This window comes from Type-A symbiont of Plautia stali (assembly GCF_059731155.1).
Map to the genome: position 1 here is coordinate 1,310,180 of NZ_AP035891.1, position 16,637 is coordinate 1,326,816.

At 56.7% G+C, this 16,637-nt stretch carries 20 protein-coding genes and 1 pseudogene; 4 read left to right on the forward strand and 17 right to left on the reverse strand.

Annotated elements, in window-relative coordinates; translation table 11 throughout:
* Complete coding sequence (locus AC6I8M_RS07040; RefSeq protein WP_010616387.1) at positions 1-540, forward strand: CoA pyrophosphatase; 540 nt, start codon at positions 1-3, stop codon at positions 538-540.
* Positions 541-730: 190 nt separating this feature from the next.
* A pseudogene (locus AC6I8M_RS07045) lies at positions 731-1,713 on the forward strand (L-serine ammonia-lyase); the annotation flags it as partial.
* 77 nt (positions 1,714-1,790) lie between these two features.
* Here the strand turns inward: AC6I8M_RS07045 and AC6I8M_RS07050 are convergent.
* Positions 1,791-2,381 (reverse strand): recombinase family protein, encoded by a 591-nt coding sequence (locus AC6I8M_RS07050; protein ID WP_041387358.1) that lies wholly within the window; start codon positions 2,379-2,381, stop codon positions 1,791-1,793.
* Between the two features lie 161 nt (positions 2,382-2,542).
* On the opposite strand from AC6I8M_RS07050, the gene AC6I8M_RS07055 reads away from it, so the two are divergent.
* A complete protein-coding gene (locus AC6I8M_RS07055) occupies positions 2,543-3,136 on the forward strand; it encodes a tail fiber protein (protein ID WP_022547402.1) in 594 nt (197 codons plus the stop codon).
* 2 nt (positions 3,137-3,138) lie between these two features.
* Entirely contained in the window at positions 3,139-3,648 is a 510-nt protein-coding gene (locus AC6I8M_RS07060; RefSeq protein ID WP_022548508.1) for a tail fiber assembly protein, read from the forward strand.
* On the opposite strand, the gene AC6I8M_RS07065 is transcribed toward AC6I8M_RS07060, so the two are convergent.
* The 16 genes from AC6I8M_RS07065 to AC6I8M_RS07140 all read right to left on the reverse strand — a co-directional run bounded on the left by AC6I8M_RS07065 (position 3,555) and on the right by AC6I8M_RS07140 (position 16,634).
* Positions 3,555-4,724, reverse strand: a complete 1,170-nt coding sequence (locus AC6I8M_RS07065; RefSeq protein ID WP_498013719.1) for a tail fiber protein — start codon at positions 4,722-4,724, stop codon at positions 3,555-3,557. The two genes, AC6I8M_RS07060 and AC6I8M_RS07065, sit on opposite strands and share 94 nt — an antisense overlap.
* 81 nt (positions 4,725-4,805) lie before the next feature.
* Positions 4,806-5,372, reverse strand: coding sequence for a phage tail protein I (locus AC6I8M_RS07070; RefSeq protein WP_022549282.1), 567 nt, complete (start codon positions 5,370-5,372; stop codon positions 4,806-4,808).
* Entirely contained in the window at positions 5,362-6,486 is a 1,125-nt protein-coding gene (locus AC6I8M_RS07075) for a baseplate assembly protein (protein ID WP_022549429.1), read from the reverse strand. The genes AC6I8M_RS07070 and AC6I8M_RS07075 overlap by 11 nt, the downstream gene beginning before the upstream one ends.
* Positions 6,477-6,839 (reverse strand): GPW/gp25 family protein, encoded by a 363-nt coding sequence (locus tag AC6I8M_RS07080; RefSeq protein WP_010616688.1) that lies wholly within the window; start codon positions 6,837-6,839, stop codon positions 6,477-6,479. The genes AC6I8M_RS07075 and AC6I8M_RS07080 overlap by 10 nt, the downstream gene beginning before the upstream one ends.
* 20 nt (positions 6,840-6,859) lie before the next feature.
* Entirely contained in the window at positions 6,860-7,501 is a 642-nt protein-coding gene (locus AC6I8M_RS07085) for a phage baseplate assembly protein V (RefSeq protein WP_010616689.1), read from the reverse strand.
* Positions 7,498-8,682, reverse strand: a complete 1,185-nt coding sequence (locus tag AC6I8M_RS07090) for a phage late control D family protein (protein WP_010616690.1) — start codon at positions 8,680-8,682, stop codon at positions 7,498-7,500. The genes AC6I8M_RS07085 and AC6I8M_RS07090 overlap by 4 nt, the downstream gene beginning before the upstream one ends.
* Positions 8,670-8,912 (reverse strand): tail protein X, encoded by a 243-nt coding sequence (locus tag AC6I8M_RS07095; protein ID WP_010616691.1) that lies wholly within the window; start codon positions 8,910-8,912, stop codon positions 8,670-8,672. The genes AC6I8M_RS07090 and AC6I8M_RS07095 overlap by 13 nt, the downstream gene beginning before the upstream one ends.
* A gap of 14 nt (positions 8,913-8,926) precedes the next feature.
* Positions 8,927-9,808, reverse strand: coding sequence for a phage tail protein (locus tag AC6I8M_RS07100; RefSeq protein ID WP_498013720.1), 882 nt, complete (start codon positions 9,806-9,808; stop codon positions 8,927-8,929).
* Positions 9,808-12,246: a phage tail tape measure protein gene (locus tag AC6I8M_RS07105; RefSeq protein WP_498013721.1), complete on the reverse strand. Its 2,439-nt coding sequence runs from the start codon at positions 12,244-12,246 to the stop codon at positions 9,808-9,810. Before AC6I8M_RS07105 ends, AC6I8M_RS07100 begins: the two co-directional genes overlap by 1 nt.
* Before the next feature lie 131 nt (positions 12,247-12,377).
* Positions 12,378-12,704, reverse strand: a complete 327-nt coding sequence (locus tag AC6I8M_RS07110; RefSeq protein WP_058948964.1) for a phage tail assembly protein — start codon at positions 12,702-12,704, stop codon at positions 12,378-12,380.
* A gap of 19 nt (positions 12,705-12,723) precedes the next feature.
* The gene (locus AC6I8M_RS07115) at positions 12,724-13,248 is read right to left on the reverse strand and encodes a phage major tail tube protein (protein WP_010616697.1); all 525 of its coding nucleotides are present in this window, start codon (positions 13,246-13,248) and stop codon (positions 12,724-12,726) included.
* A gap of 43 nt (positions 13,249-13,291) precedes the next feature.
* On the reverse strand, positions 13,292-14,728 hold the full coding sequence (locus tag AC6I8M_RS07120) for a phage tail sheath subtilisin-like domain-containing protein (RefSeq protein ID WP_498013722.1): 1,437 nt from the start codon (positions 14,726-14,728) through the stop codon (positions 13,292-13,294).
* Positions 14,725-15,348 (reverse strand): hypothetical protein, encoded by a 624-nt coding sequence (locus tag AC6I8M_RS07125; RefSeq protein WP_153005973.1) that lies wholly within the window; start codon positions 15,346-15,348, stop codon positions 14,725-14,727. The genes AC6I8M_RS07120 and AC6I8M_RS07125 overlap by 4 nt, the downstream gene beginning before the upstream one ends.
* Complete coding sequence (locus AC6I8M_RS07130; protein WP_058948958.1) at positions 15,323-15,820, reverse strand: Gp37 family protein; 498 nt, start codon at positions 15,818-15,820, stop codon at positions 15,323-15,325. Before AC6I8M_RS07130 ends, AC6I8M_RS07125 begins: the two co-directional genes overlap by 26 nt.
* A complete protein-coding gene (locus AC6I8M_RS07135; RefSeq protein WP_498013723.1) occupies positions 15,817-16,281 on the reverse strand; it encodes a gp436 family protein in 465 nt (154 codons plus the stop codon). The genes AC6I8M_RS07130 and AC6I8M_RS07135 overlap by 4 nt, the downstream gene beginning before the upstream one ends.
* Positions 16,281-16,634 carry a capsid cement protein gene (locus AC6I8M_RS07140; protein WP_498013724.1) on the reverse strand — a complete coding sequence of 118 codons (354 nt, stop codon included), beginning with the start codon at positions 16,632-16,634 and terminating at the stop codon, positions 16,281-16,283. The genes AC6I8M_RS07135 and AC6I8M_RS07140 overlap by 1 nt, the downstream gene beginning before the upstream one ends.
* Between the last annotated feature and the right edge of the window lie 3 nt (positions 16,635-16,637).

The window sequence follows — 16,637 nt, forward strand, 5'->3', positions numbered from 1 at the left end:
ATGGAGCTGACGCTGGCGCAGTTTCTCAGTCGCTTTATGCTGCAGCCGCCGCTGGCGATCGCGCACAGCGTGATCAGCGGACGCCGTGCCGCAGTGCTGGTGCCGGTAATTGATGGCGACCAGCCCGAACTGCTGCTGACCCGCCGCTCCGCGCTGCTGCGCAAACACGCCGGGCAGGTGGCGTTCCCTGGCGGCATGATGGATGCCACTGACGACTCGCTGATCTCCACCGCGCTGCGTGAAGCGCAGGAAGAAATGGGCATCGCGCCGCAACAGGTGCGGGTGGTCGGCGTGTTACCGCCAGTCACCAGCAGTACAGGTTTCGCCGTCACGCCAGTGGTCGGCATCATCCCGCCGCATCTGCCGCTGCGGCTCAACCCGGATGAAGTTGAAAGCGCGTTTTCCATGCCGCTCGCAGAAGCGCTGCGCCGCGGTCATCACCAGCACCAGGTGTGGCTGTCGTGGTATGAAGATTATTTTATCTGGGGCATGACCGCCGGTATCCTGCGCGCGCTCGGTCAGCAGATCGCCCTGCCCTGATCCCCCGTCCCGTTTCACACTGCCCGGAATATTGATCCCGTTCACATCCGGGGATATGGATAACTATTTCTGTGGTTTATAATTAGTTTATTTCATGCGAAAAGCTGCTCGCTGCCGCCCGCTGGCGATTACTATTAGCCGCATTAACAGCCTGCGCCGTAGAAAAGAAGATTTGTGAGGAGCGTCACCGGTGATAAGTGTTTTTGACATGTTCAAAGTGGGTATCGGCCCGTCCAGTTCGCATACCGTTGGCCCGATGAAAGCGGGCAAGCAGTTTGTTGATCTGCTGATCGAACAGGGCAAGCTGCAGGACGTGACGCGCGTGGCGGTGGACGTCTACGGCTCACTGTCGCTCACCGGTAAAGGACACCACACCGACATTGCCATCATTATGGGTCTGGCCGGCTTTGAGCCTGCCAGCGTCGACATCGACAGCATTCCGGTGTTTATCAAAGATGTTGAAGCGCGTGAGCGCCTGCTGCTGGCACAGGGCGCGCGCGAGGTCGACTTCCCGCGTGAGGGCGGCATGGTATTCCGTAGCGAAAACCTGTCGCTGCATGAAAACGGCATGACCCTGTACGCTTTTGCCGGCGATCGTCTGCTTGAGCGCAAAACCTATTACTCGATTGGCGGCGGCTTTATTGTCGACGAAGCGCACTTTGGTCAGTCAGTGCTGGATGAGGTCGCCGTACCCTACCCGTTCCATTTAGCCAAAGAGTTGCTCAGTCATTGCCGCGATACCGGCATGTCGCTTTCCGGGCTGGTGATGAAAAACGAGCTGGCGCTCTGCACAGCCGTGACGAAATTTACGCCTATTTTGGCAATATCTGGCAAACCATGCAGGCGTGTATCGATCGTGGCCTGAATACCGAAGGCGTGCTGCCGGGGCCGCTGCGCGTGCCGCGCCGGGCGGCGTCGCTGCGACGTCTGCTGGTCTCCTCGACCAAACATTCCAACGATCCGATGAACGTCATCGACTGGGTCAATATGTTTGCGCTGGCGGTGAATGAAGAGAATGCGGCCGGTGGTCGTGTGGTCACCGCACCGACCAACGGTGCCTGCGGCATCGTGCCGGCGGTGCTGGCGAATTACGATCACTTCATCGAAACGGTCACGTCGGATATCTTTATCCGCTACTTCCTCGCCTCGGGCGCGATTGGCGTGTTGATGCGGCGTGCGATATTTGAAGCCAAAACGTGCGATAAATGACAGGCTACTTTTGTTTCCATCAGTGCAACGAAATTACACTGTCATTTTTCATCGGAGGCACTTTGGCCTGTTCGAGTGGTACGATCAACGGGACAATATTTGTAGATGCTGGTCAATGAAACACCATACAGTAATGCAAGCTGTTTTCTGCTATGACCATTCGCCAATAATTTTTGAGCTTCCTGTTGCTGTGCAAAAGATAGCGACTGAGGTCTGCCGCCAATACGTCCTCTGCTTCTCGCTGCAGCTAAACCAGCCTGAGTACGCTCAACAATCAGTTCGCGCTCCATTTGTGCTAACGCGCTCATCACATGAAAGAAAAAACGGCCTGCGGACGTAGAGGTATCAATGGCATCCGTCAAACTATGAAAATGAATACCTTCATCTTCCAGATTGGATATTAAAGTAATCAAATGTTTAATGCTGCGACCCAGCCTGTCGAGCTTCCAGACCACCAGAGTATCCCCCGATTTCAGGCAGTTTAACGCGCGTTTTAATCCGGGTCTCTGGTCTGTTTTTCCACTGATTTTATCCTCAAAAATCTGTTCGCAATTTGCACAAATCAAGGATTTTTGCTGTAAATCGGTGTTTTGGTCATTTTTTGACACCCTCATATAGCCAATTTTTGCCATTTTAGCCCCTAATCCTCCCTCCGAAAGCCTTGTCATCGCTGGTTTAGGTCAATATTTTAGCCAAATCCAAGATTTAAGAAAACCTTGGTTTAACGGAAACGGTAGATTGTGCAAAAAATGCACTGGATAAACGGACTGGCGGAACGGTCAATGGTGACATTATGTCACAGGGGGGCCAGATCACCCTGAAGGGGGATGGCCGCAAGCATCTGGGTATTCATAATCAGGATGATAGCGTTCGCATGTGGCTCTACAAAGACAAGGGCGGTGATGGCGTTCGGCTAAACAATGGCAATGACGGCGGCGGCGATTATATTTTTCATAAAGATGGCGGTTTTCGTGCCCCTTCTTCCATATATGCCGGAGCCGCAAGGATAGCCTCTGACGGCAATATCTACGGTAGCATGTGGGGCAATCAGTGGCTGGACGCTTACCTGAAAAAGACCTTCCAGCCCAAAGGGGCCTACGGCAAAGCGAATACAGCGAAGCTCGGGGTCAATGGATGGTTTAAATGCGGGGACACGGGATTGATTATCCAGTGGGGTAAAACTGATAGCGAAAACTTTGACAGGAAAATCCTTCCGCTGCCCCTTCCGTTTCCAAATGAAGGTCTGTGGGCGCTGGGCTGGGTTGCTGAAGCTATAGGGATGGGTGAAGATCTATGTTCACACTCTGCCGGATTAGTCGATAAGGCGCATATCAAGGTTACAACTGACTACAACCTGGCTACAGCCAGGATAGCAATAGGATATTAATCATGTATTACTACAGTCCGGGTGAAAATGCTTTTTTCCCTGAAGAATTAAAACAGGACTATATCAGGGCAGGCAGCTTTCCCAAAGATACCGTTGAAGTCGGTGATGATGTCTGGCTGGAATTTGCAGGCAATCTGTCTCCCAAAGGTAAGCAGCGTATAGTTGGTACGGATGGTTTTCCAGCATGGGGAGATATACCACCACCAACAAAAGAAGATCTGATATCAGCAGCAGAGAAGCGAAAATCCTCGCTGATGCAGATTGCTACCGCCGCCATTGCACCTCTTCAGGACGCCGTAGACCTCGATATGGCAACGGATGCCGAAAAAGCGTTACTGCTGTCCTGGAAAAAATACCGCGTGCTGCTTAATCGTATCGATCTCAGCGCAGCCACGGATATCGACTGGCCAGACCTCCTTCAGAAACCAATCGCCAGAACCACGGTTTCAAGGCTGTTATCCACCGTCACCCTGACGATCCCGTTATCGACCAGATGGGCTGACTGTGATTGACGATCTGCATGAAAATTTATCGCAGAAGCAACATAGCCGATACAGAACAATCCCGCGCTGGGAAATTTCATGGGCAACGGGAAATCATAGGTTCCTTCCCTTTTATCTTTTCCATATCTTGCCCACTGAATAATTAATCCCGTGTCCCCGCATTTAAACCATCCATTGACCCCGAGCTTCGCTGTATTCGCTTTGCCGTAGGCCCCTTTGGGCTGGAAGGTCTTTTTCAGGTAAGCGTCCAGCCACTGATTGCCCCACATGCTACCGTAGATATTGCCGTCAGCGGCTATCCTTGCAGCTCCGGCATACACGGAAGAAGGGGCACGAAAACCGCCATCTTTATGAAAAATATAATCGCCGCCGCCGTCAATACCGTTATTGATGTGTATTCCATCACCGCCCTTATCTTTCCAGATATAGGCGCGCACGTTGCCATCAGCATTCGCGAGAATAAAAGGCTTACTGTTATCCCCCTTCATTCCGATTTGGCCACCCTGTGAAAGAATGTCGCCATTGACCGTTCCGCCAGTCCGTTTATCCAGTGCATTTTTTGCACAATCTACCGTTTCCGTTAAACCAAGGTTTTTTATAAATTGATTTTTGTCCGGGATGTCGGCGCCGTTGTCATTTTTTGATAACTTCTGCTCAAGAAGCTGATTGAGTTTTTCAGCAAATTTAGGGTTATTGTCGATGGCTTTTGCCAGTTTATTCAGTGTGTCTAATGTTGAGGGTGCACTGTCGATCACCGCGTTCAGCCTGTCATTAACAATTTTTACCGCTTTCGGGGTCGCCGCTTCCGTTTCACTGCTGCTCTGATTGGCATTGCTGAGCCTGACAAAACCTTTTTCACTTACGCTTGCATCCGGGTGGTTTCGGGAGCGCGTATGTGCAGTCAACGCCGCTTCGGCCTCTTTTAATTGCTGCTTTAACCAGGCGGTCCGATTCGCCAGTTCACGTGCGGGTCGGTTGGTAATACCGTCTGGCCCGCCCAATACCGGGTCGGAGGTCTCTATCTGGTAGATACCGTCCTCCCAGGCAGCCGTTTCTTTTAAATAACTCATTTCATCGTGCTCCATCGGGCTTTATTCCATCGTGGGCGGTTTTTTAGTCACAGTGTAGTCTGTTTTTGTGTATAGATTAAGTGTTTTTGCATACCATTAACTGCTGCCATGATTATAGCGCCCGTTATAGGTCGTCTGAGCGTTATAGCGTAACGGCACTGCCGTATAATCCAGCGCCACCAGTTCGCTACGCGCCGGCGCAAACGCCGCCAGGGTCTCGCGTAATTTTGCTGCCTGGTCATTGGTGATAAGCCGATTGAGCATCACCCGATACAGCGCCCAGTGCGTCTCACTATCGGGATACGCGGTCGCCTGTTCCGGTTTAAGGGCCGCTCCCCCTTCGGTTATCGTCACCTCCCCAAACCCCAGCGCCCGTATCATGGCACGAATCGACCAGGGGGTACCCTTATAGCGATGCAGCGTGATGGCTGATTTCAGCATCGCCCGGCGCGCATCATCCGATTCTGCCAGAGACCAGCCATTGACCCCGGTTAACGCCAGCTGCTCTGCCAGCCAGGGCAAGGCCGACGCCTCGGTCATATCCAGCAGGTAAACCAGCAGCGGCGTCAGGTCAATCTGCTGTAACCAAGCGGCCTGTGCCGCCAGCGCCTGAAAATGTTTCTCTGCCGCCAGCAGCGGCGGTAACAGGCTGTTATCGGTCATCAGCACTCTCCGCGCCCAGGGTTAACTGAATGTCGCTACAATGCGCCCATTGCTGCGCGGCCAGTACCGTCGGCTCAAGGGTCTTGAAACTACTGAGCTGCACCCGGTAAACGCCAGGGACGGACAGGGCGGCGATAATCTGGCTGGGCACAATATCCCGACCCAGCTGTTTAGCCTGGCGGGCGACATACTGCTCGGCGGCCTGCCGCGCCTGTTTCAGTACCGGCGCGCCCGGCTGGCTGGCATAACAGGTCAGTTGCGCGCTAATCGCATAGTCGACTTTCTCAGGGGCCAGCACCTGCACCGTATCATTCAGCGGGCGTACCCGCTCTTCCGAGCACAGCGCCGTTACCAGGCTGAGTATCGTCTTGTCCGGCAGCCCACTGGTCAGCAGCGGATACAGGTTAACCGTCCCCGGCTTCGGGCGGGTCACCGCCACATCACAAATCCCCGGATGGGCACTCATGGCATGAAAACGATAGGCTTCGCGTGAACCGGCGGTACTGAAGGACGCCGGAGCCAGGCGAATACGGCTCCGCAAATGCGCATCGTCCTCAGCGTCTGAGCCGCCTTCGCTTGGCGTGGTATTGGTCACCTGGATATCCCCGTCATCGATGGCCTCCATCAGGGTGCTGATTTGCGCCGGTTGCCAGCCGTTACCCTTTGTTCCCGCCTCGCTGCAGGTCGCACTCACCGTCACCGTTGATGCCGTCGGCGTCAGCCTGACCTCGCTGTCGGTGGTAAATATCAGGCTGTCGGTGGCGCTGAGCCGTGTGCCTGCCGGTATCGGTATCGTCACCGGGGGCGCGACCGCCAGTGAAAATTCCACCGTAGTGCGTGCCGGTTGCGCCGGTAGACGGTAAACGCCGACCAGCTCGGCCAGATAGTCCAGCATTGGCGCACGGGCAAAGGCCACCAGGTTTTGCTCAGCCGCTGACTGGATAGCACTCCGCACCAGGGTTTCCCGGTAGGCGAACAGGTCAATCAATAGCCGCTCAGCCTGCGCGGGCCACAGGGTTTTACCGCTGGCCGCTTCATAGGCCGCGATCATCTCGCGGGTAATGGCTTGGGCGTCTGCGTTCACAAACTGCGGTTTCTCAAGGGTTAACGCCATGCGACCTCCGTTTGTTGGTGAGCCTGACGGCCTGGCAGTCGCCAGCGCAGCAGGAGGGTCACCCGCTCACCCTGCGCATTAAGCCGCACCTGATGTAATTCGCAGCGGGGCTCCCAGCGTCTGATGGCCTCCACCGTTTCCCGCACCACATGCGGCAAGGCGCGTTCTACCGGCATATCCAGATAGCGATGCAGATCACTGCCAAAATCCGGTCGATGCGGGTCGCTACCTTTCGGGGTGCCTAAAATCAGTCGCAGGCACTGCTGAATATCTTCTATGCCACTGACCCGGTCACCCGGCGCGTGCAGCGCGGGTTGCCAGTCTGCGGTGCTGAGGACGGTCATTGTGTTCATCAAACGTGTTCCTCCCTCACTTATAACGGCTTACCGGTGGGCTTACCGTCATGTCCGTTGCTGTGTTGATGCTGTTGCAGCGACACCCGACCCGCCTGGATATCCCCGCTGGCCTGGAGTGTGCCGTCAATGATAGCCGCCGCGCCGCTGCCGCCCGAACCGCTCATGCCGCCCTGGTACGTCAGTTGCTTTTGCACCGTCAGGTTGCCCGTCGCGACCGTATCCGGTGCATCCAAAAACAGGGTGTGACTTGCCTTCACCGTCGCGTTTTGCGTCTGGATCAGCACCGTGGTCTGGGTGGTCAGCGTCAGGGCCTGTATCTCGCCCCCGATAGTCATCGCGTGGTTTTTGCGGTCATACTCGACAACAGTCCCGTCGGCAAAATCCACCCGCCGTTTATCGCGGTTTGCCACCGTGGGGGGGTCTACCTCGGAATACACCGCCCCTAACACCACGCCGTCATCACCGTCAGCATCCAGCAGCAGACTCACCTGTTCACCTAAATCCGGTAGCCCGTAATCCTTGTTATCCTGGGTGTTGCGTTGCAATACCGGCAACCAGGCGGTGCGCAGGTTATCACAGGTCGGCAGCCGTACCCGTACCCGGACGTTTTGCTCATCAATCTGGCTGATGGTACCGAACATCAATTGCAGTCCTTTCATGGTTGCTTTTCTCCGGTTGTCGTCTCTTTTTCACTCAGCGGGCCCACACTGCCATCGGCTTTCACCCCCATCACCGGTGGGGTCGCCGACTGATCCGCGCGCGTCGTTTTCCTGTTCATGCGCGCCATCGGCCCCTGGCCCAGGGTGAGTTCACAGGCGTAACCGCTTTGGCGCGACAGGGCATGGCGGACTTCGGTGATAAGCCACACCCCGGACAGGCGACCAAAATCGGCCAGGCGCACGGTTAACCCGGCTTGATACGCCGTATTGCCCGCCAGCGCTACCGTCGCCACCCGTTGATATTCATTATGCCGGTTCAGGCCCGCGCACACCCTGGCGGTCGCTTCTTCCCGGCTCCGTGCCCGGCTGTGCAATCTTAAGGTATCGGCGCTGGTTGAACGTCCCTGTTTTTGAGGCACCGTTTCTCGCGCCACTTCGCCTATCGTGCCATCGGCCTTCATACCGACCGTGACCAGTTGTTTGCGCTGGCTGTCCTGGTATTTCACCTTGCCCTGCTGGTAGATACGGTTAAGCGTATCGCGCAGGCTGTAATGACTGACGGCTTGCGGGGTAATGACGTTAACCGGCGAGGCTTCCCGCAATCTGACGCGCTCAGAAAAAATCAGCCTGCTCGGCGTGACTTTAACGATATAGCCGTATTCCTCCGCCAGTCGGCGCAAAAAAGCCAGGTCGGTTTCATGTTGCTGTGTCACCCGGTCAAGGATCAGCGGCGCAATCTGCCCTTCCAGTGTCAGGTGGTGTTTTTGGGCAATCCGGCGGGCGATGGCCGCCAGGCTGGTCTGCTCAAACGCCCGGTAGCTCCGGGTGCGCAACGCAGTGGTCACCGAAGCCGATAACCCGCGCAGCGACACCGTATCCGGCGGGCCACTGAGTTCTATTTCATCAATCGAAAAGGTGCCACAGGGACGTAATGGCGCGCCGACCCTGCCGAGTGCCAGGGAGAGCGTATCGCCTTTACCCGGATACCAGGCCCCGCGCCAGCGCCCGGCGCTGTCTTCCAGTTCGACCGTCAGCTCGTCAGACTGGCCACTGAGCTGATCGGTAAAGCGGATCCCGAGCACGTCCGGGGTGATATCGTGCGTGATGTCTTTTTGGCCATAATGCAGGATCCAGGTCGGGGTCGGTACCGCCTGCTGTCGTTGTGTCGTTAACGCAACCATGGCGGTGTCTCCTCCACGGTGTCCTGGGCGTTAATCAGCGGGATAGCCAGGGTGATGCCGGCAGGCAACACCGGTGTGATCGGAATAGCCGGATTGGCGGCAATGATCCGCACATAGCCCAAGGCATCACCGTAATAGTGGGCGGCCAGCGTATCCCAGCGCTCGCCCTCACGGGTAATATGTTGCCAGACGCCCGGGTTATGTGCTTGTTCATGTTGGCTTGCAGACATCGTGCTGTTCTCCTTTAGCGACGCGTCACCAGATGGCTCGTCAGACGGCTCAGCACCGGGGCGACGTCGTTCCAGGTACTGAGGGCACCACCCACCTGACCGGCCACCGTATCCAGTGCTCCGGGCAGTGCCTGGCCGGTACCGGGGGTCAGGGCACTGAGCGTGTTTTTCGCCTGGCTGGCTGTGGTCGCCACCTTGCCCGCCGCACGGGTCAGGTGACTGGCCGCAGGAAAATGGGCTTCCAGGCCGGCCAACAACGGGTGCGCCTGTATCAACGGGGTGGCCACCTCACCCAGGCTATTTATCACCCCAGGCACGCGTGTTAACGCCGCGACCGGATCCGTTTTCATCTGGCGCGCCACCCGGATCGCCTGTGAGGCCGTGGCCAGTGCCGATTGTGCCTGACGGGCCAGACCCACCGCCCGCGATAGCGGTGTACCGCTGCCGATCGCCGGTATTAGCCCGGCGGCTTTTCTGTTCAGTGTCGTGGCTATCGCCGGCGGCTTAAGTGGTTGGCGCAGATCGCCGGTAAATTCACGCAGACTGATATCGACCTCCAGGCATTGAGCAAACCCGTCGGCATGCGCCAACAGCGTACGGCCCGTAAGCGTTGTGATCACAAAATGCCCCAGGTACTCGCCATTACCGAGCACAAACGCCAGTGCCTGATGGGCACGACAGGCGGCCTGTAGCCGTTGCCATTGCGCGGTCGGTTGACAGTACTGCTGATGAAACCGCACACTTAAACGGTATTCATCGCACTTGTCGCCGACCCACTGCAGACCCGGCTTGCGGCCAATGCGCGCCTGCTCGGCAAACTCACCGCCAAGGGTGGCTTCCAGCGCGGTAAAGCCGGTCTGTAACTGCACTTCAATTTCACCCAGGATCGCCAGCATCAGTAAAAGTCCCGCCGTTGTTGTTGGTGCATCAGCTGCGCCAGGCGTTTTTCCAGCTCACGCACACTGATAGCCAAGGCGTCACGCAACGCCGCCGGGGTCGCCTGAGACTGACCGTTCATCACAATCTGTGGTGCAAAGGTGAGCTGTATTCCTGAAAATGCTTTCCCCTGACCGGCAGGGGGAATGGGGGTATCAGGCCAGTGGGGCACACGCGGGGAGGGCGCTTGCATCAGCGGCATCAGGCCGCCGACGGCGCGCGCTAATGCGGGCGTGGTGCGGGTAATGCCCACCACTGCACCCTGCACAATATTGTCCCCCAATCCGGCAAAGACCGTTGAGGGACTCTGTATGCCGAGTGTCTCCTTAAACCAGCCCGACACACTGTCACCAAAATGGACAATGGTCTCTTTGGCGGCGGTTAAACGACTTTTAATCCCGTTGACCAGGCCATCAATCAGCTGGCGACCCGCACCGGTAAAATTAGCGGGCAGTTCAATATTGAAATACCCCATCACCCCGGCGAAGGCTTTATACAACAGACCCAACGGCGACCAGTTAAGGATAAGTGTCCCAACACCCGCAATACCGCCGGAAAACGCCTGTTTGACCTCGGCCCAACGCGCCTGAAAGAAAGCGCTTATCGGCGTCCAGTAGCGGACAATCAGGTAAGCCCCGGCAGCTATTGCGGTGATAGTCAGGCCAACAGGGTTAAACATCAGTGCCCGCCCCAGCCACAGCAGTGCCTGTCCGGCCAGGCGCAGGCCTGTCACCAGCCCACCGGCCAACACCTTACCCAATCGCCCCACACTGCCTGCGAGTCGGCTTAAGCGCCCCCCCATGCCAAAGGTGGTGCTGAGTAATAACCAGCCGGTACGCAACCGGGTAAACCCGCCCCACAGCAGGCGTATCGGTGAACCCAGCAGATTGAGCGCCAGCCTTGTGGCCAACAATCCCCCCTTAAACAACAGGAGGCCGCCCACGGTTTTAGCCATACCGCTAACCAGCTGAGGGTGGGTCTTGACCCAGGCATTGGCCGCATTCAGGTAAGGCAACAGGGTGTCTGTTAATGACAATACGGCGGGGCTGAGTGATTCACCGACACTGAGTGACAGCTCTTGACTGGCAACGCCTGACTTTTTCATCTGCTCAATCGGTGAGGCCAGACGTTTTTTATAATCACCGGCTAATACATCCTTATCCGCGGCCGCCAGGGCTTGAGCGCGGATTTGCCGGTACTTGTCCATATTCGCCAGCATTGGACGCACAAAGGCCATCACCTGCATATCGGCAAACAGTTCACCCAGGCCAAAGTTCTGCTGTAAAGCGAGTAATGCCTTATCGCGCGCGGTATCGTCCTGTAGCGCCATCGCTGATTTAAATTGTGCCAGCGCCTCGGGACTCTTCTGCGCCAGATAGCGTTGCAGGGTATTCATCATCCCTTCAATCGGCGAAATCCCGTGCGCTTTTTGTTGCATCAAGGATTTTTCAATATCGATACCGACATCCGCAAAGCGTTTTTGGGTTTCCGGGGCAGTCAGTTTTTCAAGAAAGTTATTAAAATTGTTCGCCGCTTTATCGGTGCTACCGGCACCGATTTTGGCTACCTGCAAAGCGGCGACCATCTCTGCCACCGCCGCCTTGCCCTGGGCCACGTTGGCCATTTGTGGGGCCAGCTCAGGCAACCACTTCACCTGGTCAGCGATTTCAAATGACCCGGCCTTGCCCCCTTGCGCCATGATGTTCTGTACCGCAGCAAAATCTTTCGCGGCAATGCCCAGCGACTGCTGGGTGGTCACCGCCGCCTGCGCCCACAGTTCAGCGGAAGTACGGGTAGCCGTCGCGCCACGGGCAATCTGAGGAAGGTAGGCGCGAATATCGTCCAGGCTGTCAATGTTATTGCCAATGAGTGCGCTGGTGGCGGCCTGTAAATCGGCCTGGGTCTGGTTGTATTGCTGGCTCCAGGCGCGGATATCCTTGCCCAGTGCGGCCTGGGTGGCTCCGTCGTAACCGGCGGTGATACCCATATCGACCAGATTGTCCTGAAAGGTCATCGACTGCCTGACAGACGGCGCGACCGCGCCCACCGCTGCCGCCGTGGTGGCACCTAACGCTAGCCCTTGCCCCATCAGGGCCTGTCGTTGTTGTCCGGCAATCTGACTGGCCATCATAGTGTGATGTAAACGGCGATGCTGTTGCTCGAGACGGGAAAGCGTCTGGCCCACCCGACCCAGCTCGCTATTGAGGTGACGCGCAGCCTGCCCGCCCAACTGACCGTAGCGGGTCATTGCCTGAGTCAGTTGTTGCTGGCGGGTCTGCAGACGACGGGTGGTGTCCCCTAACAGATTGAGGCTACGTCGGGAGTCGCCCATCGCCGAGCGAAAGGCACCGGCCACCGCTCCCTTAATCACCACCCCAATCGAAAATGTGCTCGACACTGCGTCACCTGCCTCTGTTAAACCCGATCACTCTTTATTGGTTTGCCCCGCGTTGCCCGTGCTCCTGGCGGATTTGAGCCGCGGCTTCCTGTAAATAATCCTCAAATTCCACCACGGTCAGCGCATCCAGCTCACTCGGCTGCCAGCGGAACCATCTCGCCAACAGCGCCTGTGCCTGACGCAGCGCCTTCGGCGAGTGCATCCAGCCCCGCAAACTGGCGAAAGTGGCCTTGCAACTGTTGATAATCCACCAAATCCATATTGTCGATATCTTCCGGTATCAGGCCGGTCATACGGGCAATCAACAGGCTGTCCCAGTCATTGACGTTTTCACTTAAGCGGCGTACCGCCTTGATGTCACTGACCTTGAGCCGGTTTAAGCTGACCTGGGTCAGTCTTTCACCACTGCCCAGGGCATAAGGGTATTGCAAACTATAATGAATACGGTCTGTCATCATCACTCCTCGGATTTTCAGGTTAAGCACCCAGATTGGCACGATAATCGGTGAGCATATCTTCACCGTTGATTTTAAAAATATTGGCGATCACATCCAGCTCCAGCAGCACCTGGCCATCCATCACCTGCTTGATATAGCTGCAGGTAAAACTGCTGCTCATCTCCGGCACCTCATGCTGCTTAAAGCTGCCCAGCACGTTTTTGCTAAACATCACCGTCATAAACACCGCCACCGGCAGTTCATCCTGGCGACCCTGTGCCGGGTTATAGCGCTGCAGGCTGCCGCGACATTGCAGTGGATACGCCTTGAAGGGATTGGCGGTACGCAGGGCCACCTCTTCATACAGACTGGTCCAGTGAATTTCCCCTTCCAGCTTGTCAAACCCCGCCGGTAACTGAACTTTGCCTATCATCCCCAGCGCCTGATGCTCCTGCTGCACCACGTTGATTTCCGGTAGCTTGATTTCTTTTGCCCGACCCAGCAGGCTATTGCCGTCCAGATAGACATTGGCATTGGTCATAAAATGCAGTGCATTGCCCGCCATCATCTCCTCCTTATCGTTATCTTATTGACCCTGTGCGTCACGCTCATACGGAGACCCCACTTTTCAGAAAGGTGAGATATTCATTAGTGATTTCCGTCTCAAAGGTCAGGTGCTCCATCGGCGGCGGCGGGGTGTATTTGTAATTCAGTTTCAACTGCCCCAGACTGAGCGCATCCCTGGTGTTGTTCGCCGGATCATACCAGCAGTGAAAGCCCAGCAACGCCCCATCGGCAATCAGCCGACGACCATAGCCATTGACCGATTCGGTCAGCGCATCAATCAGCCCCTGATTAATCGGGCGATCAATATATTGCAGACTGAAATGGCGGATAGACTCATTAATCATGTCCCCGGTGCGCCGCACATTTTCAAAATTCTTCAGATGCGTCACGGTCGGCCAGGCCGCCGTGCGGTTGCCCCACAGGCGTAATCCGCTACCAAAACTGTTAAATACCGTGGTAATGCCGTTCTGGTTAAGCAGATTGACCTCGCTATTGGCATCGTCAATACGCGCACTTAACGGGCGCTCAATGCCCACAATGCCCATCAGTGCCTGATTGGAAGACGACCACCAGAACCCTTTTTCCCGGTCAACTTTTGCCCGCAGACCCGCCGCCCGCGCCGACAGCGGATCCAGGCGCGTCTGGTTTGTTGCCTTGTCATAGACCTTGACCTGCGGATAACACAGGCGTACCCGGTCAGAGGCGGTATTAAAATTAATCGTGCCTTGTGGCCCCCGTCCGGCTATCGCCTGGGCAAACGTTATCCCTGCCGGGGCGTCAATATAAGCAATCGCTTCACAGTGGTCGGCCAGGGCAATCATGGCGGTGGCCACGGCATTAAAATGCGAGAAGCCCGGTGCAATCAGCAGCTTTGGGCGAAAGCCAAACAGGCTGTCGGCATTTTCCAGCGCTTTCATCCCGGTACGCTGGTCGGCGGCATTGGTGGCACCCAAAACGTCAGCGGCGGTAATTTTTGAGACATCCGGGGTGTGATAGGTCACACTGACCGTGCCTCCCTGCGCAATGCCGCCGGTGGTGACGCGGGTGACTTTTCCGGTTGCGGAGGCCACGGTATAGTCGGTCGCCACCTGATAGGGGGTCTGCCCATCGATGCTTTTCACCACCATATCGCCCACGGGTAACTGGCTCAGTGTGGCACTGTGGTGCGTGCTATCGAAGGTGACACTTTCTGCGGTTATCGTTTTCTGATGGCTTTTGGGGTCAAACACATTGACCACCAGAACCGTCCCGACACCGTGGTCATAGATAGCGCGCAAGGCTTGCGGCAGGGTAAATCCACTTCGCTCATCGCCAAACTGCGCGGCATCTTTTTCCGATGTACACAGGGTCAGGGTATTGACCGGGCCTGTCGGCGCGGTACCGACCAGCCCAATCACGGACGATTCTCCCGTTTTGACCGGACGAGTCCCGCGTTCAATTTCCAGCGTATCAACGCCGTGATGGTGTTCTCTGCTCATGGGGTGACCTCGTTACTTTTGGTGTCTGATGGCACTTTGCCGCGTTTTCTGGCGGGCATCACTAACGCTGTGCTGATCGGCGCTTCGACGGGCTGGACCTCATCAGCGGGAAGCGCCACGGTGTCGCTCGACAATGTGATGGCCGGTGCCAACGGTGCCGTCACGATGGGGTCGACGGGAGTTTCTGCTTCCTGACCCAGAAAGGTTAAATAGCCCTGGGCTTCCAGCCCCAGCACATAATCGTTATCCATCGGCAAGATCACTTCCTGACCCGGCCAGAACATCACATCCAGGATGCTTCCATCCGGTAAGCGCAAAGCGGCCCCGTTCATCTGTTGGCCGTCATAACGGTAACGGGCCGGTTTGCCGGTTGGGTGTTGAGCGGCCTGTAAGCGCTGTTCAAAATCCGTCAACGGTTTGGGGGGTTCAGGGGGCGGATCGGGATAATCAAAGCCCAGAAAAGTCAGATAGCCCTGCGCTTCCAGCGAGACAATAAACGGATGATCGACCGGCACATCGACCACCTGACCGGGATAAAACATCACATCCTGGGTACGGCCATCAGCCAGACGCAGGGGAGCCCCATTCGGGGATTCACCGTTGTAGCGAAACTTCGCCATAAGCCACCTCGTTATTCTCTGTCTTCATGAACGCTTCCCGGGTACACGGTAAAGCATCCTGTGGCCAGTCCTGCACAAACCAGGTTTCGGTCGCCACCGTCAGCGCGTATTGCCATAAGCCCTCGGATTGTCCCAAAAAAACCTCATCTATCAGCCACAGTGGGCGGCGACAGTCCGGCGGCATAAAGCCCCCCACGGCCTGACGCAGGGTATCGAGGGTGGCAATCGCCCCCTCGTTACCGTTAAGCTGGCGCATCACCAGGGTCAGCGTAAAATGCAGCACCCGGGGCTGAAACACCATGCCCACATCCTGAATGTCGCCAAAACGTGAGCGGGCAAAACTGAGCAGGACTGCGCCGAGCGGATGATTAAGATGAAAGCGTTCCGGCTGCTCAGGAAAGAAGGTGACCTCCAGCTGCGGTAAGCGTTTTGTCAGCAGGCCCAAAAGGGCGCGCATGATATCGAGCGTCATTCAAAGTCCTCCAGTAAGCCGCCGGGGCCGCTAAAGCGCGCCGGACGGGCATGAACATGAAAGGCTCCCGGCTCCGGTATCGCCTGGCCTTCTCCCGCTATCCCGAGCGTTAATTTGCCGTCACGCAAGGCTTCCAGCATTTTCAGGCTGCCGCGATACACTTCTTTTATCGCCTCGGGCAGTTGGCCTTCGGGACGACGCAGGTACAATCGATGCGTCACCAGATTGACCGCCATATCGCGCAGTACCGTGGGAACAGTCTCCAGCGGCAAGACGTAACGCCCGCGCAGATGGGCATCAATCAGCTCATCGGCATAGCGAATGGCATCGTTCAGCACCTTGTCGTTAATCACATTGGGCAGGCCACCCATCAGCGCTTCGCCTGAGACATCCTGCGTCAGCTGAACCAGCGTATGGTGTGAGAGCAATTGCCCGATATCCTCCAACGTGCAGTAGGCCATCAGATACCTCTGACCATGCGGATAATCTCGCCTGCGGCAGTGGCGGCATCCAATGCCACGCCCACCGTTGAAGCGGGCAGCCCGCCGCCGGTTAATGCGCTTTCTGATACCACCCGGCCTTCACTGTCGGCCTTGAGCAGCTCGCCCGCGCTAATCGCGGCCCCTGCCTCTACCGCCATGATGCCCAGCACATTAATCGGCACGCTGTCCCCTTTTTTACCGGAGACCTCGGCAACACCCAGTTCCGTCCCGGTGCCCTTAAAGGGTTTTGCCGTGATGCCCACCAGACGATGGACGGTTAAATCCTCCACTGCCACCACGGTCGTGGTTAATACCACCTGTTGCGTGACCATCTT